General features: G+C 66.8%; 26 protein-coding genes. 10 read left to right on the forward strand and 16 right to left on the reverse strand.

Features of this window, described 5'->3' with window-relative positions; genetic code table 11:
• The first annotated feature begins 99 nt into the window (after nucleotides 1-99).
• Both ACFRAU_RS24460 and ACFRAU_RS24465 read left to right on the forward strand, forming a co-directional pair.
• A complete protein-coding gene (locus ACFRAU_RS24460) occupies nucleotides 100-693 on the forward strand; it encodes a hypothetical protein (protein WP_377995897.1) in 594 nt (197 codons plus the stop codon).
• Nucleotides 694-806: 113 nt separating this feature from the next.
• A complete protein-coding gene (locus ACFRAU_RS24465; RefSeq protein ID WP_378001808.1) occupies nucleotides 807-1,202 on the forward strand; it encodes a hypothetical protein in 396 nt (131 codons plus the stop codon).
• A 90-nt stretch (nucleotides 1,203-1,292) separates the two neighbouring features.
• Here the strand turns inward: ACFRAU_RS24465 and ACFRAU_RS24470 are convergent, their stop codons facing one another.
• A complete protein-coding gene (locus tag ACFRAU_RS24470) occupies nucleotides 1,293-1,838 on the reverse strand; it encodes a CGNR zinc finger domain-containing protein (RefSeq protein WP_378001809.1) in 546 nt (181 codons plus the stop codon).
• 161 nt (nucleotides 1,839-1,999) lie between these two features.
• Between ACFRAU_RS24470 and ACFRAU_RS24475 the strand changes: the two genes are divergently transcribed.
• On the forward strand, nucleotides 2,000-3,034 hold the full coding sequence (locus tag ACFRAU_RS24475) for a DMT family transporter (RefSeq protein WP_378001830.1): 1,035 nt from the start codon (nucleotides 2,000-2,002) through the stop codon (nucleotides 3,032-3,034).
• A 74-nt stretch (nucleotides 3,035-3,108) separates the two neighbouring features.
• Here ACFRAU_RS24475 and ACFRAU_RS24480 read toward each other — a convergent pair whose 3' ends face one another.
• Entirely contained in the window at nucleotides 3,109-3,372 is a 264-nt protein-coding gene (locus tag ACFRAU_RS24480; RefSeq protein ID WP_307098374.1) for a hypothetical protein, read from the reverse strand.
• Nucleotides 3,373-3,586: 214 nt separating this feature from the next.
• On the opposite strand from ACFRAU_RS24480, the gene ACFRAU_RS24485 reads away from it, so the two are divergent.
• On the forward strand, nucleotides 3,587-3,859 hold the full coding sequence (locus ACFRAU_RS24485; RefSeq protein ID WP_377995894.1) for a DUF2277 domain-containing protein: 273 nt from the start codon (nucleotides 3,587-3,589) through the stop codon (nucleotides 3,857-3,859).
• A gap of 70 nt (nucleotides 3,860-3,929) precedes the next feature.
• Here the strand turns inward: ACFRAU_RS24485 and ACFRAU_RS24490 are convergent, their stop codons facing one another.
• The 4 genes from ACFRAU_RS24490 to ACFRAU_RS24505 all read right to left on the reverse strand — a co-directional run bounded on the left by ACFRAU_RS24490 (nucleotide 3,930) and on the right by ACFRAU_RS24505 (nucleotide 7,875).
• The gene (locus ACFRAU_RS24490) at nucleotides 3,930-6,326 is read right to left on the reverse strand and encodes a heavy metal translocating P-type ATPase (protein ID WP_378001810.1); all 2,397 of its coding nucleotides are present in this window, start codon (nucleotides 6,324-6,326) and stop codon (nucleotides 3,930-3,932) included.
• A 72-nt stretch (nucleotides 6,327-6,398) separates the two neighbouring features.
• Nucleotides 6,399-6,629 carry a heavy-metal-associated domain-containing protein gene (locus ACFRAU_RS24495; protein WP_378001811.1) on the reverse strand — a complete coding sequence of 77 codons (231 nt, stop codon included), beginning with the start codon at nucleotides 6,627-6,629 and terminating at the stop codon, nucleotides 6,399-6,401.
• 60 nt (nucleotides 6,630-6,689) lie between these two features.
• Complete coding sequence (locus ACFRAU_RS24500; RefSeq protein ID WP_377995891.1) at nucleotides 6,690-7,046, reverse strand: metal-sensitive transcriptional regulator; 357 nt, start codon at nucleotides 7,044-7,046, stop codon at nucleotides 6,690-6,692.
• A gap of 322 nt (nucleotides 7,047-7,368) precedes the next feature.
• Nucleotides 7,369-7,875, reverse strand: coding sequence for a universal stress protein (locus tag ACFRAU_RS24505; protein WP_378001831.1), 507 nt, complete (start codon nucleotides 7,873-7,875; stop codon nucleotides 7,369-7,371).
• 178 nt (nucleotides 7,876-8,053) lie between these two features.
• On the opposite strand from ACFRAU_RS24505, the gene ACFRAU_RS24510 reads away from it, so the two are divergent.
• Nucleotides 8,054-8,254 (forward strand): hypothetical protein, encoded by a 201-nt coding sequence (locus ACFRAU_RS24510; protein ID WP_377995889.1) that lies wholly within the window; start codon nucleotides 8,054-8,056, stop codon nucleotides 8,252-8,254.
• 30 nt (nucleotides 8,255-8,284) lie between these two features.
• Here ACFRAU_RS24510 and ACFRAU_RS24515 read toward each other — a convergent pair whose 3' ends face one another.
• Both ACFRAU_RS24515 and ACFRAU_RS24520 read right to left on the reverse strand, forming a co-directional pair.
• Nucleotides 8,285-9,568, reverse strand: a complete 1,284-nt coding sequence (locus tag ACFRAU_RS24515) for a Y-family DNA polymerase (protein ID WP_378001812.1) — start codon at nucleotides 9,566-9,568, stop codon at nucleotides 8,285-8,287.
• Entirely contained in the window at nucleotides 9,561-9,992 is a 432-nt protein-coding gene (locus ACFRAU_RS24520; protein WP_377995887.1) for a LexA family protein, read from the reverse strand. Before ACFRAU_RS24520 ends, ACFRAU_RS24515 begins: the two co-directional genes overlap by 8 nt.
• Before the next feature lie 176 nt (nucleotides 9,993-10,168).
• Between ACFRAU_RS24520 and ACFRAU_RS24525 the strand changes: the two genes are divergently transcribed.
• The 3 genes from ACFRAU_RS24525 to ACFRAU_RS24535 all read left to right on the forward strand — a co-directional run bounded on the left by ACFRAU_RS24525 (nucleotide 10,169) and on the right by ACFRAU_RS24535 (nucleotide 11,989).
• A complete protein-coding gene (locus ACFRAU_RS24525) occupies nucleotides 10,169-10,486 on the forward strand; it encodes a hypothetical protein (RefSeq protein ID WP_378001813.1) in 318 nt (105 codons plus the stop codon).
• Nucleotides 10,487-10,561: 75 nt separating this feature from the next.
• Complete coding sequence (locus ACFRAU_RS24530) at nucleotides 10,562-11,692, forward strand: WD40/YVTN/BNR-like repeat-containing protein (protein WP_377995885.1); 1,131 nt, start codon at nucleotides 10,562-10,564, stop codon at nucleotides 11,690-11,692.
• A 9-nt stretch (nucleotides 11,693-11,701) separates the two neighbouring features.
• Nucleotides 11,702-11,989: a MoaD/ThiS family protein gene (locus tag ACFRAU_RS24535; RefSeq protein WP_377995884.1), complete on the forward strand. Its 288-nt coding sequence runs from the start codon at nucleotides 11,702-11,704 to the stop codon at nucleotides 11,987-11,989.
• Between the two features lie 5 nt (nucleotides 11,990-11,994).
• Here ACFRAU_RS24535 and ACFRAU_RS24540 read toward each other — a convergent pair whose 3' ends face one another.
• Together ACFRAU_RS24540 and ACFRAU_RS24545 are read right to left on the reverse strand one after the other, a co-directional pair.
• Nucleotides 11,995-12,231 carry a hypothetical protein gene (locus tag ACFRAU_RS24540; RefSeq protein WP_306920070.1) on the reverse strand — a complete coding sequence of 79 codons (237 nt, stop codon included), beginning with the start codon at nucleotides 12,229-12,231 and terminating at the stop codon, nucleotides 11,995-11,997.
• A 204-nt stretch (nucleotides 12,232-12,435) separates the two neighbouring features.
• Complete coding sequence (locus tag ACFRAU_RS24545) at nucleotides 12,436-13,692, reverse strand: ROK family transcriptional regulator (protein ID WP_378001814.1); 1,257 nt, start codon at nucleotides 13,690-13,692, stop codon at nucleotides 12,436-12,438.
• 154 nt (nucleotides 13,693-13,846) lie between these two features.
• On the opposite strand from ACFRAU_RS24545, the gene ACFRAU_RS24550 reads away from it, so the two are divergent.
• Nucleotides 13,847-17,008 (forward strand): glucan 1,4-alpha-glucosidase, encoded by a 3,162-nt coding sequence (locus ACFRAU_RS24550; protein ID WP_378001815.1) that lies wholly within the window; start codon nucleotides 13,847-13,849, stop codon nucleotides 17,006-17,008.
• Between the two features lie 98 nt (nucleotides 17,009-17,106).
• Here the strand turns inward: ACFRAU_RS24550 and ACFRAU_RS24555 are convergent, their stop codons facing one another.
• The 6 genes from ACFRAU_RS24555 to ACFRAU_RS24580 form a co-directional block, all read right to left on the reverse strand.
• Nucleotides 17,107-18,690 (reverse strand): aldehyde dehydrogenase (NADP(+)), encoded by a 1,584-nt coding sequence (locus ACFRAU_RS24555; protein ID WP_377995880.1) that lies wholly within the window; start codon nucleotides 18,688-18,690, stop codon nucleotides 17,107-17,109.
• Between the two features lie 79 nt (nucleotides 18,691-18,769).
• Nucleotides 18,770-19,186, reverse strand: coding sequence for an ester cyclase (locus tag ACFRAU_RS24560; RefSeq protein ID WP_377995879.1), 417 nt, complete (start codon nucleotides 19,184-19,186; stop codon nucleotides 18,770-18,772).
• Complete coding sequence (locus ACFRAU_RS24565; protein WP_378001816.1) at nucleotides 19,183-19,731, reverse strand: flavin reductase family protein; 549 nt, start codon at nucleotides 19,729-19,731, stop codon at nucleotides 19,183-19,185. Before ACFRAU_RS24565 ends, ACFRAU_RS24560 begins: the two co-directional genes overlap by 4 nt.
• Nucleotides 19,732-19,760: 29 nt before the next feature.
• Nucleotides 19,761-20,270 (reverse strand): flavin reductase family protein, encoded by a 510-nt coding sequence (locus ACFRAU_RS24570; protein ID WP_378001817.1) that lies wholly within the window; start codon nucleotides 20,268-20,270, stop codon nucleotides 19,761-19,763.
• Nucleotides 20,267-21,598, reverse strand: a complete 1,332-nt coding sequence (locus ACFRAU_RS24575) for a flavin monoamine oxidase family protein (RefSeq protein WP_378001818.1) — start codon at nucleotides 21,596-21,598, stop codon at nucleotides 20,267-20,269. The genes ACFRAU_RS24570 and ACFRAU_RS24575 overlap by 4 nt, the downstream gene beginning before the upstream one ends.
• Nucleotides 21,599-21,634: 36 nt before the next feature.
• A complete protein-coding gene (locus ACFRAU_RS24580) occupies nucleotides 21,635-23,032 on the reverse strand; it encodes an LLM class flavin-dependent oxidoreductase (protein WP_378001819.1) in 1,398 nt (465 codons plus the stop codon).
• Nucleotides 23,033-23,330: 298 nt separating this feature from the next.
• Here ACFRAU_RS24580 and ACFRAU_RS24585 point away from each other — a divergent pair, with 298 nt between their 5' ends.
• The gene (locus tag ACFRAU_RS24585) at nucleotides 23,331-24,692 is read left to right on the forward strand and encodes an MFS transporter (protein ID WP_378001820.1); all 1,362 of its coding nucleotides are present in this window, start codon (nucleotides 23,331-23,333) and stop codon (nucleotides 24,690-24,692) included.
• The last annotated feature ends 35 nt before the right edge of the window (nucleotides 24,693-24,727 follow it).

Consider the following 24,727-nt stretch of genomic DNA (forward strand, 5'->3'; position numbering starts at 1 on the left):
CACCGATGAGCACCAGATCACGACCAAGACAGGTGAGGGACCCACCAATTTTCCACCGCCACGGCGCGGCGACCGCCCCTCGGAGACTAAACTGGAGCGGTGACTTCCCCCGCTAAGCCTGCCGAATCTGACGCGCCTGCCCCTTCGGCAGAGCTGTGGAAGCCCGCCCTGCTGCGGGCTGCCGCCGCGCTGGTCTTTGGTGCCGTGACCGTGTTCTGGGCGGCTCCGTCCGAGACTGGAATGTCGCTGACGGGCGGCGTGTATCTGCTGGCCACCGGCCTGATCCTGTTGTGGGGCATTCCGCTGACCGGTTTCCGCCGTGACGCACCCGCCGGCCGCTTGCTGTCCGCCGGCGGAGCTGCCCTGACCGGTGCCGGCGTGGCCCTGCTGTTCCTGCAGGGCAGCCTGGTGTTCGCCGTGATTGGCGCTGTGGGCCTGGCCGTCGCATCGGCGGCTGAGCTGTATCTGGGCATCAGGTTCCGCGGGCGGCATGTGCTGGCCCGCGACTGGCTGGCCTCCGGAGTCATCGGGCTGGGCACGGCCGGGACCCTCCCGTTCTTCGTGGGCCTTGGTCCGCATGCGCTGCTGGGGGTTGCCGGCGGCGGGGCCATCATTACGGGCGTGCTTTGGATCCTGGCCGGCCTCTCGCTCCGGCATGATGCGCGGGCGCACGCAGCAAAGGCCGTAAACTAGTACCAAGGGTTCTACTCGTTGTAGAACAGCCGCTGGCTACCAGCACCCCTTCAGAACCAGCACACATCACAGCGGGCAGGCCGCATTGCGCCGCCCGCACGGGAGGAATCACCTTGGCACACCAGAAACCAGGAGAACCGCGCAATCTGCGGACCTCGGTCAAGGGACCACTGATGTTTTCCGCCTTCTGGGCTGTGGTGGCATTCTTCGCGGTGCTGATTTTTGCCTCCGGCGGCAGCGCGCGGTCGCCCCGGTTTGATCTGGCGTTCACCGCCGCCGGCATCGCCTTCATTGTCACCCTCGTCATCGCCGCGATGCTGTCCATGAGCTACAAGGACAACGCCGCCCACCTGGGCAAGGGCTCGGGCGTGAATCTGAGCTCGGCCCGGAAACCCTCGCAGGGGCATGGCGGTCATGGCGGCCCGGGAACCCAGGCACGCCCGGATGCGCCGGGCGCCCCGGGTTCCGCCGGAACCGGCGAATCCGGGCCCGACGCCGGATCGTCCTAGCGCCCGACGGACAGTCGCCGCCGGCGCGGCATCCTCTCCGCCGGCGCGGCATCCTCTCCGCCGGCTGTGTTTACGCTCTGCCCGCGCTGATTATTCTCCGCTGGCGCGGCGTGCCCGGTATGCCGCCACGTGCGCCCGGTTGGCGCAGTTTCCGGTGTCGCAGTACCTCTTGGACCGGTTGCGGCTGAGGTCCAGCACAGCCGCGTCGCAGTCGTCAGCCGCGCATACGAGCATGCGGTCCATCTCCTTGCTGCGGATCACATCAACCAGCGCCATGGCTGCCTCGGTGCCCATTCGGTCCGCCAGCGGGGCCTCGCGCGTGGTGGCGTGCAGGTGCCAGTCCCACTGGTCGTGCTTGAGGAGCTGCGGGAGCGCCTGGGCCTCGCGCAGAAGCCGGTTCACGCCGGCCACGGCCGTATCCTCATCCGCCGTCCACAGGGCTGCCAGTACCGTCCGGAGGGCGTGAACGCTGGCCAGTTCGGCGGCATCGTGCGTGCGGGACCCGCTAAAGCCCTCCTGCCGCAAGAACCCGTCCAGGGCCTCCACCGTGGCCAGGTTTTCCTCGCCGTTGGCGGCCGAATTGATGAGGTTCACCACGAAGCGCAGCGAGAGTTCCGTGTCAGGGGCAAAGACCACCTTGACTCCTTACAGTGCGGGGGCGTAGTGTCAGGACCAATACCCCACTTTACTCCTGACGGGAGGCATCCGTGCCCGCATCGAACAACCGCTCCGAAACGGCGCTAACTTCCGTGGCGCCGGCGCACGCCCAGCTTTCGGCTCCGGCCCAGCGTCCGGCTCTGGTTGCATCTCCCGTTGCCGCTCCCGCTGCCGCCCCCGCCGGGGCAACGGCCAGGGCCACCGGCTTCCTTGCGTCAGGACTGGGTGTTGCCCTCTTTTCGTCCGCGATCTTCGGGCTTTCCGGCTCCTTCGCCAAGGCGCTGCTGGAAACCGGCTGGACGCCCGGGGCCGCCGTCACGGCCCGGCTGACCGGTGCCGCACTGATCCTCGCAATCCCCGCCATTCCGGCGCTTCGGGGCCGGTGGCATCAGCTGCGGTCGAACTGGCTGACGATTGTCCTGTTTGGCCTGATCGGTGTCGCAGGCTGCCAGCTGTTCTACTTCAACGCGGTGGCCCGGCTGTCAGTTGGTGTGGCGCTGCTGCTTGAATACCTCGGCCCGGTATTGATCGTGCTGTGGCTCTGGGTGGCCAGCCGCAAGCGGCCGCGGCCCCTTACCATCGCAGGGACGCTGCTGTCCCTGGGTGGGCTGGTCCTCGTCCTGGACCTCACGGGAACGGTGAGGGTCGACGCCGTCGGCGTGCTCTGGGGCCTGGCCGCGGCCGTCTGCCTGGCAATCTATTTCTTCCTCACGGCCAAGGAGAACGACACTCTGCCCCCCATCGTCCTCGCGTCGGGCGGGCTGCTGACGGGCGCCGTGGTCATGTGGCTCACGGCGGCCACCGGCCTCCTGCCCATGGCCATGAGCACGGCCGACACCAAACTCGGCCCATGGACCACGCCGTGGTGGGTTCCGCTGGGCGGTCTTGTGGTGCTTGCCACCGTCCTGGCCTACGTCTCCGGGATCATGGCTGCACGCGCCCTTGGCACCAAGGTTGCCTCGTTCGTGTCCCTCACCGAGGTCCTGTTTGCCGTGATCTGGGCCTGGCTGCTGCTTGGTGAACTGCCCGGTGCCATCCAGCTCGCGGGCGGAATGCTGATCGTGGGCGGGGTGCTGTGCGTCCGGCTGGATGAGCTCCGGGGAAACAAGGCCGGGGACCGGGCAGCGGTGTGTGCAGAGCTTGACCATGCGAACGACGTCGAACCCGTCCCCTAAATCTTCAGGGACGGACCGCTTAAATGCCGGAGGGCCGGACGCTGCTGCGTCCGGCCCTCCGGTGCGTTCCCGGCCTAGCGGGAGGCTTCCTCCTGCTGGGAAGCGTTGCGGCTGGCCTGCTTGCCGGCCTCGTCCAGCGCCTGTGCCACCTTGGCAAGGGCCGCGGCGTGCTGGCCGTGCCATTCGCTGCGGAACTTGTCGGCGTCCGGGCCCTTCCAGTCGGTGCCCTCGAGCACCTTGGTCAGCAGGGACTTCTGCTTCTCGATTTCATTCGAACCAGCCTGAAGCTTGGTGCCCAAGTTCTTCAGCTGCGCAATGTCTGCACCCCAAATAGCCATTACATTTCTCCTTTAATCAACGGACCCGATTCCAGTCGGCATCCCCAGCGGCCTCCGGCTCGTCCGGAAGATCCATTGCCTAAAAACTATCTTCCGGCCCGGAAGAGTGTCGATGGGCAGCGCTCCCCATGGAGTCCTCCCCACGGTCAGATGCCCCGCCCGACGCGGGACCGGAAGGGTCGATCCTCGGCGTTCCAGAGCCTAGCATGGGGGTATGTGCCGGAATATCCGAACCCTCCACAACTATGAACCGCACGCCACGTCCGAGGAGGTCCACGCCGCGGCGCTGCAGTACGTCCGAAAAATCAGCGGCAGCACCAAGCCCTCCAAGGCCAATGAGGAGGCGTTCGAGCACGCCGTGCACGAGATAGCGCACGTGACCCAGCACCTGCTCGAATCCCTGGTGACGCACGCTCCCGCCAAGGACCGCGACGAGGAAGCGGCCAAGGCGAAGGCCCGGGCGGCCGTCCGGTTCGGGACGGCCTGAGGTTTGGGCACCGGGCGCCCAAGTGAGTAGCAGGTGAGGGCGTTCCCAGCGCTGGGAACGCCCTGATCTGCTACCTGGTTGGGTGAAGCTGCCGGCCGAAGCGGCGCAGCCTCAGGGAGTTGGCCACCACCAGCACCGAACTCGCCGCCATGGCCACGCCGGCCACCATCGGATTGAGCAGGCCAAGGGCAGCCACCGGAATGCCCACCGCGTTGTAGAAGAAGGCCCAGAACAGGTTGGTCTTGATGGTGGCCAGCGTGTGCCGGGACAGCTCGATCGCGGTGGCCACCTGGCCAAGGTCGTTGCCCATCACGGTCAGGTCTGCGGCTTCGATCGCCACGTCCGTGCCGGAACCCATCGCGATGCCGAGGTCCGCCTGCGCCAGGGCCGCGGCGTCGTTCACGCCGTCGCCTGCCATGGCCACCGTCGCGCCGCCGGCCTGCAGCCGGCGGACGGCTTCCACCTTGCCCTCGGGGAGGACGCCGGCGAAAACATCGTCGGCGGCGATTCCGACGGCGGCGGCCACCTGGGCAGCGACCGCGGCGTTGTCACCCGTGAGCAGCATGGGCCGCAGGCCCAGGGCCTTGAGACGTGCCACAGCCGCCTTCGATCCCTCTTTGACCGTGTCCCGCAGCTCAATGATGCCGGCAGCCTCGCCGTCCACGGCCACCCAAATGGCCGTCGCGCCGGACTCCTCGGCGGCGCGGAATGCCTGATCCTGTGCCGGCGTGATTCCAACGCCGTTGTCCCGCAGCCATCCGCTCCGGCCGGCAACCACCAGCCGGCCTTCAACGGTTCCCGCCACTCCGCCGCCGGGGGCGGAACGGAAGCCGACGACGGCGGGATGGCCGGCGCCGTCGTCCGCTTCACTTCCGTTCTGGCTGGTGTACGACCGGTGGCCCGTGGCGGGAACCACGGACCTTGCGGCGGAAGCGATCGCCACGGCGACCGGATGCTCCGACGCCGACTCGACCGCTCCGGTGAGCCGCAGGACCTCCGGCCCGGTGAACGGGGCAAATCCTGCCACGGCGTCAACGGACAATTGCCCGCTGGTGACGGTTCCGGTCTTGTCCAGCAGGATGGTGTCCACGGTCCGGGTGTCCTCGAGGACCTGCGGGCCCTTGATGAGGATGCCCAGCTGCGCGCCACGCCCCGTGCCGGTCAGAAGGCCCACAGGCGTGGCCAGGCCCAGGGCGCAGGGGCATGCGATGACCAGCACGGCCACCGCAGCGGTGAAGGCCGCGCGGAGTTCCGGCCCCGTGATGTCCGGCCCGGCGGCAAGCAGCCAGCCTGCGAACGTGAGGACGGCGACGGCCAGGACCACCGGGACGAATACCGCGCTGATGCGGTCGGCAAGCCGGGCAATCGGAGCCTTTCCGCTCTGCGCCTGCGAAACGAGGCGGCCCATCTGGGCCAGCGTGGTTTCGGCGCCGACGCGCGTGGCCCGGACCAGTATCCAGCCGGACGCGTTGATGGTGGCGCCGGTGACGTTGCTGCCGGGACCGACGTCCACCGGAACCGATTCGCCGGTGACCAGCGAGGCGTCCACGGCCGAGGCGCCGTCCACCACCACGCCGTCGGTGGCGATCTTCTCGCCCGGGCGGACCACGATCAGGTCCCCGACCACCAGCCGGTTCGCCGGGATCTTCACTTCGGTGCCGTCCTGCAGGATGGTGGCGTCCTTGGCGCCGAGATCCAGGAGGGCCCTTAGCGCGTCGCCGGCCTTCGACTTGGCGTTCGCCTCCAGGAACCGGCCCAGGAGAAGGAACGTCGTGACCACGCTGGCCACCTCGAAGTACAGGCCGCCGGAACCAGCGCCGCCCATCTGTTCCATGCCCGGATGTTCGGTCAGGCGGGGGAAGGCGAGGAGCTGCCAGGCGGAGAACAGGTAGGCCGCGATCACGCCGAGCGATACGAGGGTGTCCATGGTGGAGGCGAAGTGGCGGGCGTTGATGGCGGCCGCCCTGTGGAACGGCCACGCCGCCCAGCTGACCACGGGCAGCGCCAGGGCACCGGCTACCCAGCCCCAGTCGGGGAACTGGAACACAGGGAACATCGAGATCAGGAACACCGGCACCGTCAGGACCGCGGCCACGAGCAAGCGCGGCTTGAGCTCTGACGCTTTGCCGCCGTGGGCCATGTGGTCTTCGCGGCCCGCCGGCGCGTGCTCCGCATGCCCGGCCGCCACGGCCTCGTGGTCTTGCTCTGATCGGTCCCCGTACGCGGGTCGTCTGATTCGGGCCTTGTAGCCGGCTGAGGCCACCTGGTCTGTGATCTGCTGGTCCGTGATGCCGGCCGGGGCTGTTACGTGGGCCGTTTCCAGGGGGAGGTTGACCGTGGCCTGGACGCCTTCGAGCTTGGCAAGCTTCTTTTCCACGCGGTTAACGCATGAGGCGCAGGTCATGCCCTCAACGTCCAGTTCGATCACCCTGCGGGGGTCGCCTGCAGGACTGTTTTCGGTGCCCATGACTGGTCCTTCTCTGGTGATGCTTGGTGCTCGGGTGGTCCTGGTGGTTCCTGGTGCGAACGGGAGATGGCGCTAGGCCTCGTTGGCCACCACCAGGTAGCCGGCCTCGGCCACTGCTTCGCCGATTTCCGAGGGGGAGAGCTTCTGGGTGGAGGTGATAGTGACGGTCGAAACGCCGCCGGCGTTGAGGTCGATGTTGATCTCCTCGACGCCGGCCAGCGCCTCCAGCTCCTCGCTAACGGCGGAAACACAGTGCCCGCAGGTCATGCCTGAGACGTTGACTTTTGTGGAGATGGTGCTCATTGCTGGCTCCTCGTTGCTGCGCTGACGTGGTTGGTCAGCTGGGTGGGTTGTGGTGTGCCGCTAGCGCAGGAGGCGCCCGATGGCACCCGCCGCCTCCTTGACCTTCACGTCGATGGCTTCGGCCCGCAGGTCAGGATCAGGTTCCGAGGCCGCCCCGACAACGCAGTGGCCGATGTGTTCCTCCACGAGTCCCAGGCTGACGGCGTGCAGGGCCTTGGTCACGGCCGCGACCTGCGTCAGGATGTCGATGCAGTACTTGTCCTCTTCGACCATCCGGGCGATTCCCCGGACCTGTCCCTCGATCCGCCGGAGCCGGCGCAGGTACGCATCCTTGTCCCCCGTGTAGCCGTGCTGAGGGGATTCAGTAATAGCTTCTTCGCTGGGCGCCGCCGGCGTCCGTCCTTCGGAAGTCTCCATGTCCTCAAGCTATACCCCTAGGGGGTATCCGTCAAGAAGGGTGCGGGAAGTCACGATGATGCGAAAGTGCTGGTCTGATTGCAGAAAAGTTGTGGCCCGGGCAGTGCGCATGTCGGGGAGGATCTGGTGCCGCGGAGGTCTTTCGGGCAACAAAAAGCTCCGGAGCGCGTTATTGGGGGATACGCACTCCGGAGCAGTCTTTGGGGCAAGCTCTGATCAGCCTGCGTCATCAGCTTACTTGCCGGTAGCCGAGTTGGCCACCGGCTCGAATAACTACTTTGACTTTACTTTTTCGGCCCGTGCTGGCAGGCCTCTGGTCCTGCTATTCCGGCACGTCCTGATGCGCCGCCATTCGGAACGGGACCACCAGCACGGGCCGGCTCTGGTGGTGGGTGAGCCAGGCAGCCACGGAGCCGTTCAGGAGCTCCGTTATGCGGTGCCCAAAGCCGCGCTCCGGCGTTCCCACAATGATCATGGGAGCATTGACTTCCGATGCCAGCCTGCCGAGGGCCCGGGCGGGGTCCCCGGACAGCGTGCGCAAGGTCCACGCCGGGCCGCCGTCCTGGATGGCCGAGGTGATGGCCGACTTCAGTTCCGTGGTTACGGAGCGGATGTCGTCGTCGTCCCTGTCCGGATGCAGGGAAAGCCGGTGCGCGGACCGCGCGGGATCCCACTCAACCAGGTAGCTTGCCTCATCCACGTAGGCGCAGAGCAACGGGGCAGACAGTTTTTGGGCCAGGCTGACGGCGGTCTGGAGGACCTCCGGATGCTGGCCCGGAACCGTGCCCACAAGGAGCGGAGGCGGGCCACTGAAGTGCTCTGCATCCATAGTCAATTGTGTGCCCGCGCCGCCAGGAAAGACCAGACCTGCACGGGACCTCCGCCCAGCTCAGTGGCGGTTTTCAGCCCTGTTGCGCAGCTGTGGGCGCACGTGGAAGGGCGGTGATTTTTCCCTTGAATCCCGCGCCTGGTGCGCCTAGTTTGGAGACGTAGAAAGGCGGCGTCCCATGCAGATTCACATGTGGTGGCTTGATCTGGACCTGAAGAGCAAGGAGTGGCTTCGCGAGAACCTGCGGGCCGGCGACGTTCCGGTGTTCGTGATTCAGGGGATTGCCGAGGCCGGCGGCCCACAACCGGATACCCCGCAGGCAGTCCTGACCGAAGCCGAGTGGGATTTCATCGAGACCCAGTCTGAGTTTGTGGACTGACTGGTTCGCGGACGCATGCGCCGGGGCCGGTCAGGCAGCGCGTACCACCGGCAATTCGTCCCAGTGCGTCGTGTAGCGCGGCGAACGCATGCCGCGCTTCATGCTCCAGTCCAGGCCGCTCCTCAAGCCTGCGAACCCGAGGCCGATCGTGGCCCTGCCGTGCTTCCGGCTGATCGCCTCCACCAGCGGGCCGATCCCGCGTTCCTCGTGCGCGTTGGTGAAGAGCTCCAGGGGCTGCTGATTGCCGGACGGCCGCAGGTCGGTGACCATGATGCCGGCACGGGCGTATCTGACGCCGTCCCGGATCGCGGGAAGCAGGGCGTGGGCTGCCCTTGTGAGCAGCACCGGATCCGAGGTGGGCATGGGCAGCGGAACGCACACCGAGGGAAACGACTTGTCCTTCGCGTTGTAGTGGGACGTGCCGGCGAACGCGGTGAGGACCTTGGCCTGCAGCCGGTGCCGGGCCAGCCGGGCACTCGCCTGCTGGGCGTAGACGCTCAGGACCTGGCGAAATTCGGGGATCGACGTCAGGGGAGTGGAAAACGAGCGGGAGAAGATCAGCTGGTCCCGGCCCGCGCGTTCCTCCTCCAGGGGTATGCACGGTGTTCCCCGCAGCTCCAGCACCGTGCGCATGAGCACCACCGAAAAGCGGTCGCGCACCATCACCGGATCAGCCCGGCTGAGCTCGAGAATGGAGCAGATCCCCATGGCGTTCAGCCGCTTTTCCAACCGGCCCGCAACGCCCCAGACCTCCGAGACCGGCAGCCGGGACATGAGCAGATCACGCGCCTCCGGGGCCATCGATTCCCAGCGGCACACCCCTCCAAACGCGGGGTTGTTCTTGGCCCACCGGTTGGCCAGCTTGGCGAGCGTCTTGGTGCCGGCGATGCCGACGCAGACAGGTACTCCGACGTTGCGCTGGACCGCTGTCCTGATGGTCCGGCCGAGACCCACCACCTGTTCGGGGCTGCCCTTGATGCCCAGGAATGCCTCGTCGATGCTGTACACCTCGAGCCAGGCTGAGTAGCGCCCCAACAGCTCCATGACCCGGGCGCTGATGTCGCCGTACAGTTCATAGTTGCTGGATCGGGCAACGAGGCCCCACTCTTTGGCTCGGGGGGCGATCTTGAACCACGGGTCGCCGGTGCTGATCCCCAGTGCCTTGGCCTCCGGACTGCGAGTGACGGCGCAGCCGTCGTTGTTCGAGAGCACCACCAGTGGCCTACCCTCGAGGGAGGGGTCGAAAGCTCGCTCCGCGCTGGCGTAGAAGCAGTTCACGTCCACCAGGGCAATCTGCTGCCGTGTCTCAGACATGGTGCAGGCACCTCGTGGCCACGCCCCAGACGGTGAGGTCGGCCAAGGCGGGGACAACGATGTCCGGATACAGCGGGTTGGCCGCCTGGAGCACCACGCCTGCCGCGGTGATCTTCAGGCGCTTGATGGTGAGCTCGCCATCCAGAACCGCGACCACCACGGAACCGTCGCGCGGTTCCAGTGCCCGGTTGACGATCAGTTCGTCGCCGTCGCTGATGCCGGCCTGTTCCATCGAGTCACCGGCCACCCGCACGATGTAGGTGCTGGTGATGTCCTTGATCAGGTGCTCGTTCAGGTCGATCCGACCGTCAAAGTAGTCCTGGGCGGGGGAGGGGAAGCCCGCCGCCACGGCGACCGGGGAGGCCAGCACCAGCCGGAGGGAAAGTCCCGCCTCTACCACGCGGGGACCAATGATCACGCCCACAACACACCTTTTTTCGAATATATGTTCGATAGCTCAGTGTAGTCCACAGGGCTGACACAATGCAGCCATGCCAGTCGGCGGTTGTGTTCATCACACGTTCGTCGTGCCGTCTCCGCCACAGCGGGTCTCCGTCGCATACTGGTTTCATGGGGATGCAAGGCGCAGGAGGATCAGTGGTGGAAGCCTTGAAGAGGGTGGTGCGGAACGAGTACTTTCCGGCAGCAGCCGTGCTGGCGCTGGTGGTGCTCTTCTGGGTTGCGGGCCTGTTCGGCGGATTGTCCCTGCTGAGCCGGAGCCAGCCGCCGATCGCCACGCTGACCTGGCTGCTGTTCGTCTACGCCGCCGCCGTCCTCACGCCCCTGGCCGGAGTCCTGGCCGCGGCGGACCTGCTCCGACGGTGGTGGAGAAACCGGCGTGCCGCGAAAGCCGGCGCCCCCAACGGCGGCACGGCCCAGGACGGCACGGCCCAAGACGGTGCAAGGATCGGGTCCTAGACCCGCCCGGGCGCCGGACCCCGGCCAAACCCGTGGGGTCCAAAACCATTGCAGCCCCTGCGCCGGAGTGGTTGCATGGGGTGCATGAATGCCTCAGAGAGTTTCGTTTTAGCGATCGGGACCAAAAAGGGCCTCTGGCTGGCCACCAGCCAGGACCGGAAGCAATGGTCCTTTTCCGGCCCGCACTTCCTGATGAGCGAGATACCAAGCATCGGAATCGACACGCGGGGCGGCCGCACACGCATCATGGTCGGGGTGCGGTCCGAGCACTGGGGCCCCTACGTTGCCCACTCGGATGACTTAGGCGCCAGCTGGACCGAGCCCGAACAGGGCGCCATCAAGTTCCCCGAGGGCACCGATGCCGCCGTGGAACGCATCTGGCAGATCTACCCCGACGCCGAATCCCGCCCGGGCGTCGTCTGGGCCGGCGCGGAGCCGATTTCAGTGTGGAAATCGACCGACGGCGGCGAGCACTTTGAGCTGAACCGCGGGCTGTGGGACCACCCGCACCGCAGCGAATGGGGAGCGGGATACGGCGGCGCAGCCGCCCACTCGATCGTGGTCAATCCCTCCGGGGACAACGTGCACGTCGCAATGAGCACCGGAGGCGTGTACCGCTCGCTCGACGGCGGGACGTCCTGGGAGCCGCGGAACAAGGGCATCTCCGCGTACTTCATGCCTGATCCCAACCCCGAGTTCGGCCAGTGCGTGCACAAGATCGCGGCGGATGCCGCCGTCGAAGGCCGCCTTTACGCGCAGAACCACCACGGCGTGTACCGCAGTGATGACAATGCCGAGAACTGGGAATCGATAGCGGAGGGCCTGCCGGCCGATTTTGGCTTCGTCATGCTGACGCACCCCAGGCGGGCAGGCACGGCCTGGGTGGTTCCCTTGAAGGCCGACGGCGAACGCATCCCGCCGGACGGAAAGCTCGCCGTGCACCGCACCGACGATGCCGGCGCCACGTGGAAGCGCCTGGACTCCGGGCTGCCGCAGTCAGAATTCAACGCGGTGCTCCGTGACGCGGCCTCGGTGGATTCCGCAGAACCCGCCGGGGTGTATTTCGGAACGCGCGGCGGCGAGGTGTATGCCAGCGCCGACGAAGGTGAGACCTTTACGGAGGTGGCGTCCCACCTGCCCGATGTTCTGTGCGTCCGCGCTGCCATTGTGGCCGGAGCGCCGGTTCCGGCCGGGGCTCCCGCATGAGGATGTGCAGTGGCTGAGATCAGCGTGGTCCTCCCCAGTGTCCTCCAGCCGCTCGCCGGCGGGCAGTCCGTACTGACTGCACCCGCCGACGGGGCGGTGACTGTGCGTTCGCTGCTGGATTCCGTGACCGGAAACTTCCCGGTGCTCGCCAGGCGGCTGCGGGACGAGACGGGTGCGCTCCGCCGTTACGTGAATATTTACGTGAACGGTGAGGAGGTCCGGCGTCTCCGCGGCCTGGAAACGGAAGTTTCTGCCGGCCAGGAAGTGCTGATCATTCAGTCCGTGGCCGGCGGTTAGCCGGCTCAGGCGACGCGCCAAACGCTGCATTCGTCCGTATTGATGGCCTTGCGCATGCCCGTGTGATGATCCATGATCCACACGACGCCGATGCCCGGGGCTGTCTCCTGGACGCTGCCGCGGCGGATGATGACGTCGTCATAGCTGGGGCCCACCGACAGGCGGGCCTCGATCTCGTCGCCGCGATGCAGCTGGTCCAGGGCACGGACCCGGGTGATGTGGGGTTTGGCTTCCTTCAACATGGCGGTGGCCTCCTGAGCTGGAGCTGGTGCCTGCAATTGCCGGCACATCCAGTGTGGCGCGGCATTGTTGCGCACGCGTTTCCTGCCCGTTAGCGCCCGGTTAGTTTCCGGCGCCGAAGCGGTTTCCGCGGCAACACAGTGCGGCGGCCCGGCGAAAAGCGGCGCCACTGCGCTGGCGGGGCGATGCGCGGACGCCTCAGGCGGCTAATCCAGGAGATGCTCGAAGGCATGGTCCAGCGCCGAGCGGACGGCCCCTACGAGCGCCGCGTGGTCTCCGAGGGCTGACGCTGCCAGTCTGGGTTGAGCGGAGTTCAGCCTGCCCAGCTGCCGGCCGAAGACTGGAAGCAGCACGTCACCTGCCCCCGCCGGTCCACCGGCCAGGACCAGCAGCTCCGGGTCCAACAGGGTACTCACCACCGCTGCCGCCCTTGCGGTGCGTTCCATGACCACCTCCACCACCTCGACGGCGGCAGGGTCGCCGCGGCGCGCCGCCTCCACGACCATTTCGGCCGTGACATCCCCTGGCTTTCCGCCACACAGCTCGACGAGCGCACTGGCGCGGCCCGGGCGGTCACCGGCGATGATCTCCGCGGTGGCGATGGCGCCCAGTTCCCGGCACATGCCTCCCACGGCGTCGGTGTTGCCCACGCCTTCCACCAGATCGAGGAAACGCATTTCGCCGGCAGCCCCGGCGCCGCGCACCAGCCGTCCACCGAGGCAGATGCCGGCGCCGAGGCGCTCGCCGGCCAGGAGGACGACGACGTTGTCCACACCCTGGGCGGCCCCGCGCCAGCGCTCCGCCAAGACAGCAAGGTTGGCGTCGTTGTCCACCAGCACGGGCCACGTGAATTCCGGTTCAAGTGCTGTGCGGAGGTCAAGTGCCGCCAGGCCGGGCAGGTAGGATTCCAGGGCCACGGCATGCCCGTCATCGGTAACGGGTGCGGGCACCGCCATCCCGGCAGCCAGCACTTTGCCCGCGCCCACGCCCGCCTCACCCAGTAGATCCTGCATGATCCGGCGGGCGATTCTGAGGCGTTCCGGAGCGCCGACGTGCTCATCGCGCCAAGGTTCGGTGGCTTCCGCGATGATCTTTCCCCGAAGGTCCGCCAAGCAGCAAGAGATCTTGGTCGCGCCAAGGTCAATGCCTGCAACGAGGCCCGCACCGGCGTTCAGGGCGTAGCGCCGTGACGGCCGGCCGCCGGCGTTGGGAGCAGCGCTGACGTGAGGGTGTCCGTGAGGGCGCGCAGCGGCGGAAGCCGTCGCACCCGGCTCCGTTTCCATCACCCAGCCCCGGTCGATCAGTTCGTCGCAGACGGAGTGCACAGTGGGCCGGGAGAGGTCGGTGGCAGCGATGAGATCCCCGGCCGTCAGCTGATCCCCGGCGGCCAGCACCCGCAGCACAGCTTCCCCGGTGATCCGACGGAGGACCGGGGCGGTGGCAGCAGTCCGCTTCGCCGACATACTTTCCCCACCCCTTGACGCCCGGACAAATGCTCTCCCATACTAGCTGGCAGTGGTTTATTAAAGCTATTAATAAACCCTGTGGTTCGGTGCTGGAGTAGTCGCGAGGCACCCCGGCCGGACATTTCCCCGCACCCCACCTCCGAGGAGAGCAATGAAGCAACGCCTCAAATCTGTCTGCACCGCCACCGCCATGGCGGTGGCCGTTTCGGCACTGGGCCTGACCCCCGCCGTCGCGGACGCTGCCGATCCGCCCGGTTCGCCAGGCGCCGCCGCAACCTGGACCAAGGGCGACAAGGAGGGCGTAGGCACCTCCCTAAACCCGGCTTCGAAGGTCTGGTACACGCTAACTGAGGGCACCATGAGCGAGGTGTACTACCCGCGGGCGGACACACCCAACGCCCGGGAACTGCAGTTCGCCGTCAGTGATGGCACCACAGCACAGCGGGAGAGCGAACAGACCACCCGCACGGTGGAACTGGCCGATCCCAAGGCCCTCAGCTACCGCCAGACCACAACAGACGACGCCGGCCGCTGGCGGCTCACCAAGACCTACGTCACCGACCCCCAGCGGTCCACCGTGATGCTGGGCGTCACGTTCGAAGTGCTCGACGGCGGCGACTACCAGCTGTTCGTTCTCTCCGATCCGTCGCTGGCGGGTACTTCGGGCGGCGACTCTGGCAGCGTGTCAGACGGTGCTCTCCTGGCGTCCGACCTCGCAGACACCGCCACTCCCGTGGCTACGGCGCTCGTTTCCTCGGTGGGCTTCAGCATCGCCGCCAACGGCTATGTGGGAACCAGCGACGGCTGGACCGACCTCGCAGCCGACGGCCGGCTGGACCATGCGTCCGCTTCTGCCGGCCCTGGGAACATCTCCCAGACGGGACAGATTCCGCTGGCGGCGGGCGGGAAGACGGAATTCGCCCTGGCCCTCGGTTTTGGTGCCGACACGTCCGAGGCGCTCGCCACCGCCCGGGCCAGTATCAAAGCAGGCTACAAAAAGGTCAGCAAGAGCTACACGGGGGAATGGAAGAAGTACCTGAAATCGCTGGACCAGCCCGCTGAGTCACTGCAGGGGGACCTCCGCACGCAGTACGACGTATCCCTCATGACGGTGAAGTCCCATGAGGACAAGACTTTCCCCGGCGCCTTCATCGCCTCACTTACCATCCCGTGGGGCCAGGTGGCCAGCGCCGAAACGCACCGCGAGGGCTACCATGCCGTCTGGGCGCGGGACATGTACCAGTCAGTCACCGCCCTGCTCGCCGCGGGTGACAAGGAAGCCGCCACCCGCGGAGTTGAATGGCTGTTCAAGTACCAGCAGCAGCCGGACGGGCACTTCCCGCAGACCTCGCGCGTGGACGGCACGATCGGCCAGAACGGCATCCAGCTCGACGAAACGGCATTCCCCATCCTGCTGGCCAACCAGATTGGCCGCACCGACGCCGCCTTCTACCGCGACGAGCTCAAGCCGGCCGCCGACTACCTCGTTGCGGCCGGGCCCAAGACGCCGCAGGAGCGCTGGGAGGAGACGGGCGGGTACTCCACCTCTACGCTGGCTTCGCAGATTGCGGCGCTGGCCGCCGCGGGGGACATCGCAGAGAAGAACGGGGACGCCGGCTCCGCCGCCGTCTACCGCGCCACCGCAGATGAGTGGCAGCGGAGCACCGAGAAATGGATGTTCACCACCAACGGCCCGGTGGGCGACGGCAAGTACTACCTGCGCATCAGCGCCACCGGTGACCCGAACGACGGCGCCACCCGGGACTGGGGCAACGGCGCCGGAGTGCACCCGGAGAACGCCGTCCTGGACGGCGGCTTCCTGGAGTTCGTGCGGCTCGGTGTGAAGGCACCGGCGGACCCCCATGTCGCCGGCTCCCTGGCGGAGACCGACTCATCGATCTCGCAGGAAACCCCTGGCGGGCGCATGTGGCACCGCTACACCTATGACGGGTACGGCGAAAAGGACGACGGCTCGCCCTGGGACGGCACAGGGACGGGCCGCCTCTGGCCCCTCCTGAGCGGTGAGCGCGGCGAGTACGCTCTTGCCAACGGCCAGGACGCGCTGCCCTATTTGCAGACGATGCATTCGGCGGCCAACGCCGGCTACATGATCCCCGAGCAGGTCTGGGACCGGGACGAGCCAACCTCGTTTGGCCACGAGCTGGGCCGCAGCACCGGATCGGCGTCGCCGCTGTCCTGGGCGATGGCGCAGTACGTCAGGCTGTCCGCCGGCCTGAAGGCCGGTGCCCCCGTGGAGACTCCTGCCAATGTCGCCGCACGCTACGCGAGCGGAGCTCCGCTCTCGCGCCCGGAACTCACCGTTACCGCACCCGAGGCACTGTCGACGGCGGACTCGGCTGCCGCCGTCGTCCGCGGAACCACGAACTCCGCGAAGGTGTACGTGTCCGTGAACGGGACCGTCACGGAGGCCCCCGTCACTCGCGCCGCTGACGGCACCGGCACTTTCGAGCTGGACGTTCCGCTCACCGGTGCCAAGAATAAAATCGTTGTTGCGGGGGTCGCCGCAGACGGCGGGACCGCCGTCGAGGACCGCACCGTCCTCTACTACGGCAGCCGCATCGGTTCGCTGAGCGATCCCAAGGGCGACGACAACGGCCCCGGAACCTACAAGTACCCGACGAACAGCGTGTACGTTCCGGGCGCCTTCGACCTGACCGGCGTGGACGTTTACGATGCGGGGGACGACTATGCCTTCGTGTCCACCATCGCCGGAGAGTTGACCAACCCGTGGGGCGGGAAGGCCATTTCACATCAGCGCATCAATATCTACCTGGGCAGGGGCGAGGGCGGCGCCGCGCCTGGCCTGCCGGGTACCAACATCAATGTGGAGCACGCCTGGGATTCCGTGATCGTCACCGACGGCCGGTACGACGGCGCCGGCGTCTACGCGCCGGACGGCAGCCGGACCTCGGCCGTATCGCTGCTGGCCGTCCCTGAGGCACGGCAGATCGTGACCAGGGTGCCCAAGACAGCCCTTGCCGGACTGGATCCCGCGACGGCACGGATGTCCGTGGCCATGTTCGGCAACGCCGAGGCCGGGGAGGGCATCGGAAACGTGCGGCCCGTATATGACGGGGCCTACTGGGAAGCGGGCGATCCGTCCTGGATCAAGGAATGGCGCTTCGGCGGCGGAGCGGGGATCTTCGACGGCAGCCTCCCGTCCCGGGATACGGACACGGGCGACCCCAACGCGCTGGACGTCTTTGTCGGCGAGGGCCAGACGCAAGCTTCGGTACTCGACTGGCGCGCAGGATCACCCGTGGTGGTGCCGATGCTTGGCCTTCAGCCCTAGGAGGAAGCTGTGAAGTCGTTTGTCTGCCAGGGGGTGGTTCTCCGGCCCCGGACGATGTCTGTTGCGGGAGCCTGTCCGGGGCCGGAAGTATGTTGCTGTTACCGGGCCTGTACAGACGTGCCGTCGATCAGGCGGTTGACCCGCCAGGGGTTGGCGTCCTGCAGCGGTGCCGGGCGCAGCTGCTCCGGGAAGTTCTGGTAGGCAACCGGGCGTAGGAACCGATTGATCGCCAGCGTGCCCACCGACGTGGTCTTCGAGTCCGAGGTGGCCGGGTAGGGGCCGCCGTGGACCACTGCATGGCCGACTTCCACGCCGGTGGGCCAGCCGTTGATGATGATCCTGCCGACCTTGCGTTCCAGGGCCGGGATCAGGCCGGAGGCGACGGGGTAGTCCTCCTCGGTCACGTGCAGCGAGGCCGTGAGCTGGCCTTCGAGCAGCCGGGTGGCCCTGATCAGGTCGTCGATGTCCTTGTAGCGGACCACGAGGCTGGCGGCGCCGAAGATTTCCTCGTGAAGCACCGGGTTGCCGGTGAAGGCGTCCAGGTCGGCGCCGAAAACTGCCGGGGCGGGGGCGTTTTCGGTCGGGCCCTTCTGGCCCCGCCCGATGAGCTCGACGTCGGCCGCAGCTTCCAGCGCGTTGTGGCCGTGCTCCCAGGCAGAGGCGATCCCGCCGCTGAGCATGGTCTGCCCGTACAGCTGCGTGATGGCGTCGGCGACGGCTGAGGCGAACCGGTTTCCGGCGTCGCCCGCGGGAACGAAGACGAGCCCTGGCGAGGTGCAGAGCTGGCCGGAGCTGCCGGTGACGGAGGTGACGTACTCCTGGGCCAGGTTTTCAATGTCCCCGTTCAGCGCGCCGGGGAAAACGTAGACCGGGTTGATGGAGGACATTTCGGCGTAAACCGGGATCGGCTCGGGCCGGGCCGCGGCGGTGCGCATCAGGGCCGTGCCGCCGGCGCGGGATCCGGTGAAGCCCACGGCCTTGATGGCGGGATCGGCCACGAGGGCCTGGCCGATGCTCGCGCCGGAGCCGTAGATGAGGGAGAAGACGCCCGGGTGCAGGCCGAGGTCGCGGACGGCCTTGGTGATGGCCTGGCCGACGAGTTCGCTGGTTCCGGGGTGGGCGTTGTGGGCCTTGACGATCACCGGGCAGCCGGCCGCGAATGCGGAGGCGGTGTCGCCGCCCGCCGTCGAGAAGGCCAGCGGGAAGTTGCTGGCACCAAACACGGCGACGGGGCCGAGTGGGATCTGGCGCTGCCGGATGTCGGCGCGGGGCAGGGGAGCCCGGTCCGGGAGGGCCGGGTCGATGCGGACGCCGCGGAAGTCGCCCTGGCGGACCACGGTGGCGAAGAGCCGCAGCTGCCCGGTGGTGCGGGCGCGTTCGCCCTGCAGCCGGGCGGCCGGGAGTCCGGTCTCCTGGCCGGCGCGGACGATCAGTTCATCACCGATGGCCTCGATGTTCTCGGCGATGGCGTCCAGGAACCGGGCGTGCTGTTCGGGTTCAAGGGTGCTGAAGGAGTCGAAGGCGTCGGCGGCCGCGTCGGTGGCCGTCCTGAGCTGCTGTTCGCTGATCAGGGTGTAGGCAGGTTCCAGCTGTTCGTTGCTGGCGGGGTTGAAGCCGTAGGCCGTGCCGCTGGTGCCGGGAGTGGCCTCGCCGGCGATGAGGGAATGTCCTTGAAGTGTCATAGTGCGCCCTCCTGGGCGGTTGAAAGTAGGTGCGGGCTGTGTTTGCAGGCGCTGCCGGAGTTGGTTGGGCGGTGCCTGGTCAGGCGTTGCCGGCTCCGAGGTGCCAGATGCCGAGGGCGGAGAGCAGTTCCCGGGGATCCCAGATGACCCATTCCTCGGCGAGCTTGTCGCCGTCGAACTGCAGGAAGGATGCGCCGGTGACGGTGATGCTGCGCCCGGTGGCGGGGACGTCCATGAATTCGCCTTGGTGTGTGCCCGTGGTCTGCCAGTGGACCGCCACTTTTGCGCCGTCCTCAATGATGTCCAGGATGTCAGTGCTCGAGTCCGGAAATGCGGTGTGCATGGCCTCGATGGTCTTGCGGAGTCTGGCGTAGTCCTCGCTGCCTGACTTTGAGCGGCGGACGTAACCGGGTGCGAGGAGCTGCTCGAACGCGGACAGGTCCCCATCTCCCCAGGCGCCGTTCCAGGCTTTCAGGATGGTGTCGCGGCGGCTCATGATGCGCTCCTTGCTGCTGTTTCGGCGGGTGCCGGGATGTCGATGGTCTGGTACTGGCCGAACTTCCCGGCCCGGAAGAGCAGGGCGTCGCCGGTCCCTTCGTCCATGTTGGTCACAGAACCGACCACCATGTAGTGGTCACCCACGACGACCTCTGCAGTGACGACGCAGTCGATGTAGGCAGTGGCACCGTCCAGGTGCGGGGTGCCAAGTGGCCCGGGGGTGCAGGGCAAGCCTTCAAACTTCTCCGGTCCCTTCCGGGACAGTGACCTGCAGATGCTGATCTGGTCATCGGAGAGGATGTTGGCGGTGAACTTCTGGAGTTTGCGGAGCTTCGGCCAGCTGGAGGACGACTTGTCCACGCAGAACATGACCAGGGGCGGGTCCAGTGAGAGGGACTGGAAGGTGCCGACGACGAGGCCGAGTTTCTCGTCGTCGTCGTTGACGCCGGTGATGGCCGTAACGCCCGTGGGCAGCTTGCCCAGGATCTGGCGGTAGTAGGCGGGTGTGATATCCGCCGGAACGGCGGCTGGGGTGATTTCCATGTCTGTGTTCCTTGATCAGGTGAATTGGATCAGGCGAGTTCGCGGAAGCTGCCGAAGCGGCCGCCGTGGAAGATGAGGGGTGCACCCTCACCGGGCGTCATGTCCAGCACGCTGGCGATGACGACGAGGTGGTCGCCGGCGGTGAACTGCTGCTCAATCCGGCAGTCGAACCAGGCAAGTGACCCGGAGATGTGCGGGGTGCCCCACCCGGATTCGGACCAGCCCACATTGCTGAGCTTGTCCTCGCCCTTCGCCGAGAGTGCGCGGCACACGTGCTGCTGGTCCGCAGCGAGGAGGCTGACGCTGAAGGTCCCGGCGTCGGCGATTCTGGGCCAGCTGGTGGAGGAGTGCATCACGCTGAACGTCACCAGCGCCGGTTCCATTGACAGCGAGGCGAAGGTTCCCACGATCATGCCGTTCCTGGCCCCGGTGACCGGGTCCGTGGAGCAGATTGCGGCAACCCCGGTGGGCAGGTGCCGCATGACGGCACGGTAGGTATCGGAATCGATCCGGCGGGCTTCCAGGGCGGGAGCACTCATGACTGTTCCTCCCGCGCGGCGGCCTTCAGCTCTGCGTGGATGGTGCGGCCGGCGCGCAGGCCGGACTCGATGGCACCGTCGAAGAAGCCGGCCCAGATATTGGCGGTGTCGCTGCTCGCGAAGTGCAGGGCGCCTTCGCTGGCCTGCTGTGCCTCGTGGTACTTGGTGAGCTGGCCGGGGCGCTGGATCTGCCAGGTTTCCTCGGCGTAGGGGTCTTCGCCCCATTTGTGACCGGTGACCTCGAGGACTTCCAGGTCGTCGCGCCAGACCCTGATGGCTTCCTGGACCTGGTCCTTGTCGGTGACGTCGATGCGGTTCGCGTCGGCGCCGAAGCCGACCAGCACGGCGTCGTGTTCTCCGACGAACTCGGTGCGGATCACGGAGAGCGGCTTGTCCTGGGCGGAGTAGGCGAAGAACGGCTTGATGGGGCCAGGTTCTCCCCGACGGCCGACCCGGATCCACGCTTTCACCCCTTGGGAGGCGGTCTTTTCCCGGCTGGGGGCGAGCTTGCCCTCGGACAGGGCGGGCTCGACGTCGAGCTTGTGCAGCACGTTCTGCGGCAAGGTGATAACTACCTTTTTGGCCTGGATTTCCTGGCCGTCGCCGTAGGTGACAGTGGCACCGTCGCGGTCGTGGCGGACACTGGTCACCGGGGTGCCCAGGCGGATGTCGGCGTTGGTGTCTTCGGCAATGGCATTGGCCAGGCCGTCGTTGCCGTCCTTCAGGCGATAGATGGCCGAGGCCTCGTGCATCAGGTGCCAGTGGCCGGAGGACCCGGCGGTCCAGCGCAGGGCGTTGACGTAGGCGCACTGGTCCAGCGGGGCGTTGAAGTGGCCAACCCAGGCGGCCTCGTTCGCGTTCCGCTCGTCCTCGGAGAGGTCCAGCTTGTCCAGCATTTCCTGCAGGTTGTACTGGTCGACCTCGGCCAGGTTCTCCACGGTCAGCGGTGCATCGGGGCGGGGCAGCCACTTAACGGTGTCTTCCAGCAGCCGGGTCATGCCGGGATCGATGAGCTTCATGAAGTCGTCCAGGTTGCCGCGGCGCACTTCGTTGCCGGCCAGCCAGTAGGTTTCCTCCGAGCGCGGGCCGCGGGAGACCGCCAGGCCGTAGCGGGTGACCTCGGCCCAGACGTGGGGCTGGGTCCAGTGCAGCCAGTTGCCGCCGAGCTCCAGGTTCTGGCCGAGGCGGCGCTCGGTGTACAGGCGGCCGCCGAGGCGGTCGCGGGCTTCCAGGACAACCACGCTGTGGCCGCGGTTGCCGAGCTCCCGGGCGGTGATGAGGCCGGCCAAGCCGGCACCGATGACGACGACGTCAGTCTGTTCAGTCATTGAAGGATCCTTAGGTGATAAGTAGTGGGCGCCGGGCTAGCGGGAGGCTTCGCTGAGGTGCTTGGTGCGGTGTGCAGTCGCAGGGTGGCCGTCCAGGGTGTACTTCTGGCCGAAGAGCTTTTCGCGCAGCGTGACCGGCTCCTGGTCCTCGGTGCGTGCGGGGGCGACAATTCCCTGGGCACGGAGTTCGGGCAGGGCCAGCTCGATGAAGTCTTCCCAGCTGCCGGGCTTGCTGATGTAGCTAAGGTTGACGCCGTCGACGTCGGCCTCGTCGCGCCACCGGCGCAGCTCGGCGGCCACTGTTTCCGGGGAACCGACAATGGTGGAGCCGGTGCCGCCGACGGCGAGGAACTCGGCGATCTGGCGGGGGGTCCAGTCCCGGTCCGGGTCGGCCTTGGAGAACATGTCCACCATGGACTGGCCCGCCTTGGTTCCGACGGACCGCAGGGGGGTGTCCAGCTCGTACTCGGACATGTCGATGCCGGTCCAGCCGCTGAAGCGGGCCAGGATTCCATCGATGGGTGCGTTCTCCACGGCCTTGCGGTACTTGGCCTGGGCTTCTTCGTCTGTCCGCGCGACGATGACGGTCAGGAGGATGACCACCTTGACGTCCCGCGGGTCGCGGCCGGCATCTGCCACTGCCTGGCGGAGCTTGGCCACCGTGCGCGTGGCGCCCTCCACAGAGGTGCTCTGGATGAAGACGGCTTCGGCGTGCTTGCCGCCGAATTCCATGCCCCTGGCGGAAGATCCCGCCTGGAACAGGACCGGGGTGCGCTGCGGGGAAGGCTCGCAGAGGTGGAAGCCGGGCACCGTGAAGTGCTTGCCGGAATGGTTGATCTGGTGCACCTTTGCCGGATCGATGTAGGTGGCCGATTCAACGTCCCGGACTACAGCATCCTCTTCGAAGGAGCCTTCCCAGAGCTTGTAGACCACGTCCATGTACTCGTCGGCCATGTCGTAGCGCTCGGCCGGGGTGAGCTGCTGTTCCTTGCCGAGGTTGCGGGCGGCGGCCTCGGAGTAGGAGGTGACGATGTTCCAGCCCACGCGGCCGGAGGTGAGGTGGTCCAGGCTGCTGTACTTGCGGGCCAGCAGGTAGGGCGGCTCATAGGTTGCCGAGCAGGTCACGCCGAAGGTGAGGTGCTTCGTCACGGCGGCCATGCCGCTGATCAGCACGGTGGGGTCATTGATCGGGAACTGCGCGGCGTCGCGCAGGGCAGCGTCCCCGTTTCCGCGGAAGACGTCGTGGTAACCGACGTTGTCGGCGAAGAAAATCCCGTCGAAACCGGCGTTCTCGAGCGTCTGTGCGATGCCCGTCCAGTACTGGAGGTCGGTGTATCGGTGGCCTTGGTCGCCTTCGGCCCGCCAGGAACCGGAGGTCAGGTGGGTCGGGGCAAAGACGTCAAAAGCGAAAAGGCTCAGAGGTTCATTTTTCATGGCAGCGGTGCTTCCTTGGACTCGTGCCTGACAAGGCGACAACTTTGGCAACGTTCATAAACTGAACACTGCGTTCAATTTAGGGTGTAAGCCAACTCACTGTCAAGGGCCTCTTTGTGGTGAGGCAGATTACGCGCCGCCTATTGACAGCAGGTGTGGCGCATGCCATATTTTTGATCACGACGTTCGAATGATGAACGAATCGGATCTGGTTCTCTAACCTTCCCCAACCGCCGCCGTGCTGATACCGCCGGCGCTCTCCCCGTTCGAATTAGCACGATCTACAAGGAAGTCCATCGTGAATACACCTGTTACACCCGCCCCGAGGCCGCCCGTGCAGTCATCGTTGGCACGGGATCCGCAAAAGAAGAAGTTCCTCGTCAAGCTCAGCGGCGTGATCGCCGGCGGCATGTTCATCGACGGCTTCATCCTGGGCGGCATCGGCCTGGTCATGCCGGCCCTGACGGCTGACTTGAGCCTGTCCGCCGCCATGCAGGGGCTTATCGGGGCCTCGGCCCTGATCGGCATCTTCTTCGGCGGTCCCATCGGCGGTTACCTGGCCGACAAGGTCGGCCGCAAGCCGATGTTCATCGTCGACCTCGCCATCTTCCTTGTCGGTTCCGCCGCGCAGTTCTTCGTGGCCGACGCCTGGCAGCTGTTTGTGATCCGACTGCTCATGGGCATGGCAATCGGAGCCGACTATGCCATCGGCTGGCCGCTGCTGGTGGAGTTCTCCCCGGCCAGGCTCCGTGGCAAGCTGATGGCCTTCCAGGAGGTCGCCTGGTACGTCGGCTACCTGCTGTCCTACGCAGTGGGCTACTACATGTCCACATCAATCCACGCCGACTGGCGCATCATCCTCGGCATGAGCACCGTCCCGTCGCTGATCGTGTTCCTGCTCCGGCTGGGATCGCCCGAATCACCGCGCTGGCTCATCAGCAAGGGGCGGCGTGAGGAGGCGTTTGCCATCGCCACCCAGTTCATGGAGGAGGCGGATGTCAGGGATCTGGAGCACGAGAAGCCCGAGAAGCCGAATTTCGGCAAGCTCTTCTCCCCGCAGTACCGCAACTCCACCATCTTCGTCTGCATGTACTGGGTCTGTAACGTCACCCCCTACTTCGCCATCGCCACCTTCGCGCCCATCGTGCTGGAAAGCCTGGGGGTCGAGGACGGCCTGGCCGGAGCACTCGCGCTCAACGGCGTCGTGGTGGCCGGCTCGTTGGCCGCGATGTTCCTCATTGAAAAGGTGGGACGCCGCAAGCTGTCCATCCCGCCGATGTGGATCGCCGCCGTCGCCCTGGTTGTCATCGGCCTGTTCTCCCACATGTCGCCGATGATCATCCTCGTCAGCTTCATTGTCTTCTCGTTCTTCAACGCCATCTCCACGGCCCTGACCGGCGTATACCCCGGCGAGGTCTTCCCCACCGAAATCCGCGGCGCGGGCGTCGGCTTCGCCACTGCGTTCTCACGCATCGGCGCGGCTGCAGGAACGTTCATCCTTCCGTTGTCCGTCGATGGGCTCGGTGTGGGAACCACCATGCTGATCGCCGCCGGCATCTGTGTCCTGGGTGCTGTGATCTCGCAGTACCTCGCCCCGGAAACCAAGGGCCTGAGCCTGAGCGACACCTCGGCGCCCCTGGTGAAGGCAGCAGCGAACTAGTACCGAGGCCGCCCCGGCTTATACATACGGTAGGG

This window comes from Arthrobacter sp. NPDC056691 (assembly GCF_042791415.1).
In the GTDB taxonomy this organism is placed as follows: domain Bacteria; phylum Actinomycetota; class Actinomycetes; order Actinomycetales; family Micrococcaceae; genus Arthrobacter.

Coding starts and splice junctions, on each gene's coding strand:
- ACFRAU_RS24480 (WP_307098374.1), bottom strand. CDS start 3,372: ATGGCTATTTGGGGTGCAGACATTGCGCAGCTGAAGAACTTGGGCACC.
- ACFRAU_RS24485 (WP_377995894.1), top strand. CDS start 3,587: ATGTGCCGGAATATCCGAACCCTCCACAACTATGAACCGCACGCCACG.
- ACFRAU_RS24490 (WP_378001810.1), bottom strand. CDS start 6,326: ATGGGCACCGAAAACAGTCCTGCAGGCGACCCCCGCAGGGTGATCGAA.
- ACFRAU_RS24495 (WP_378001811.1), bottom strand. CDS start 6,629: ATGAGCACCATCTCCACAAAAGTCAACGTCTCAGGCATGACCTGCGGG.
- ACFRAU_RS24500 (WP_377995891.1), bottom strand. CDS start 7,046: ATGGAGACTTCCGAAGGACGGACGCCGGCGGCGCCCAGCGAAGAAGCT.
- ACFRAU_RS24505 (WP_378001831.1), bottom strand. CDS start 7,875: ATGGATGCAGAGCACTTCAGTGGCCCGCCTCCGCTCCTTGTGGGCACG.
- ACFRAU_RS24510 (WP_377995889.1), top strand. CDS start 8,054: ATGCAGATTCACATGTGGTGGCTTGATCTGGACCTGAAGAGCAAGGAG.
- ACFRAU_RS24515 (WP_378001812.1), bottom strand. CDS start 9,568: ATGTCTGAGACACGGCAGCAGATTGCCCTGGTGGACGTGAACTGCTTC.
- ACFRAU_RS24530 (WP_377995885.1), top strand. CDS start 10,562: ATGGGGTGCATGAATGCCTCAGAGAGTTTCGTTTTAGCGATCGGGACC.
- ACFRAU_RS24540 (WP_306920070.1), bottom strand. CDS start 12,231: ATGTTGAAGGAAGCCAAACCCCACATCACCCGGGTCCGTGCCCTGGAC.
- ACFRAU_RS24545 (WP_378001814.1), bottom strand. CDS start 13,692: ATGTCGGCGAAGCGGACTGCTGCCACCGCCCCGGTCCTCCGTCGGATC.
- ACFRAU_RS24550 (WP_378001815.1), top strand. CDS start 13,847: ATGAAGCAACGCCTCAAATCTGTCTGCACCGCCACCGCCATGGCGGTG.
- ACFRAU_RS24555 (WP_377995880.1), bottom strand. CDS start 18,690: ATGACACTTCAAGGACATTCCCTCATCGCCGGCGAGGCCACTCCCGGC.
- ACFRAU_RS24560 (WP_377995879.1), bottom strand. CDS start 19,186: ATGAGCCGCCGCGACACCATCCTGAAAGCCTGGAACGGCGCCTGGGGA.
- ACFRAU_RS24565 (WP_378001816.1), bottom strand. CDS start 19,731: ATGGAAATCACCCCAGCCGCCGTTCCGGCGGATATCACACCCGCCTAC.
- ACFRAU_RS24570 (WP_378001817.1), bottom strand. CDS start 20,270: ATGAGTGCTCCCGCCCTGGAAGCCCGCCGGATCGATTCCGATACCTAC.
- ACFRAU_RS24575 (WP_378001818.1), bottom strand. CDS start 21,598: ATGACTGAACAGACTGACGTCGTCGTCATCGGTGCCGGCTTGGCCGGC.
- ACFRAU_RS24580 (WP_378001819.1), bottom strand. CDS start 23,032: ATGAAAAATGAACCTCTGAGCCTTTTCGCTTTTGACGTCTTTGCCCCG.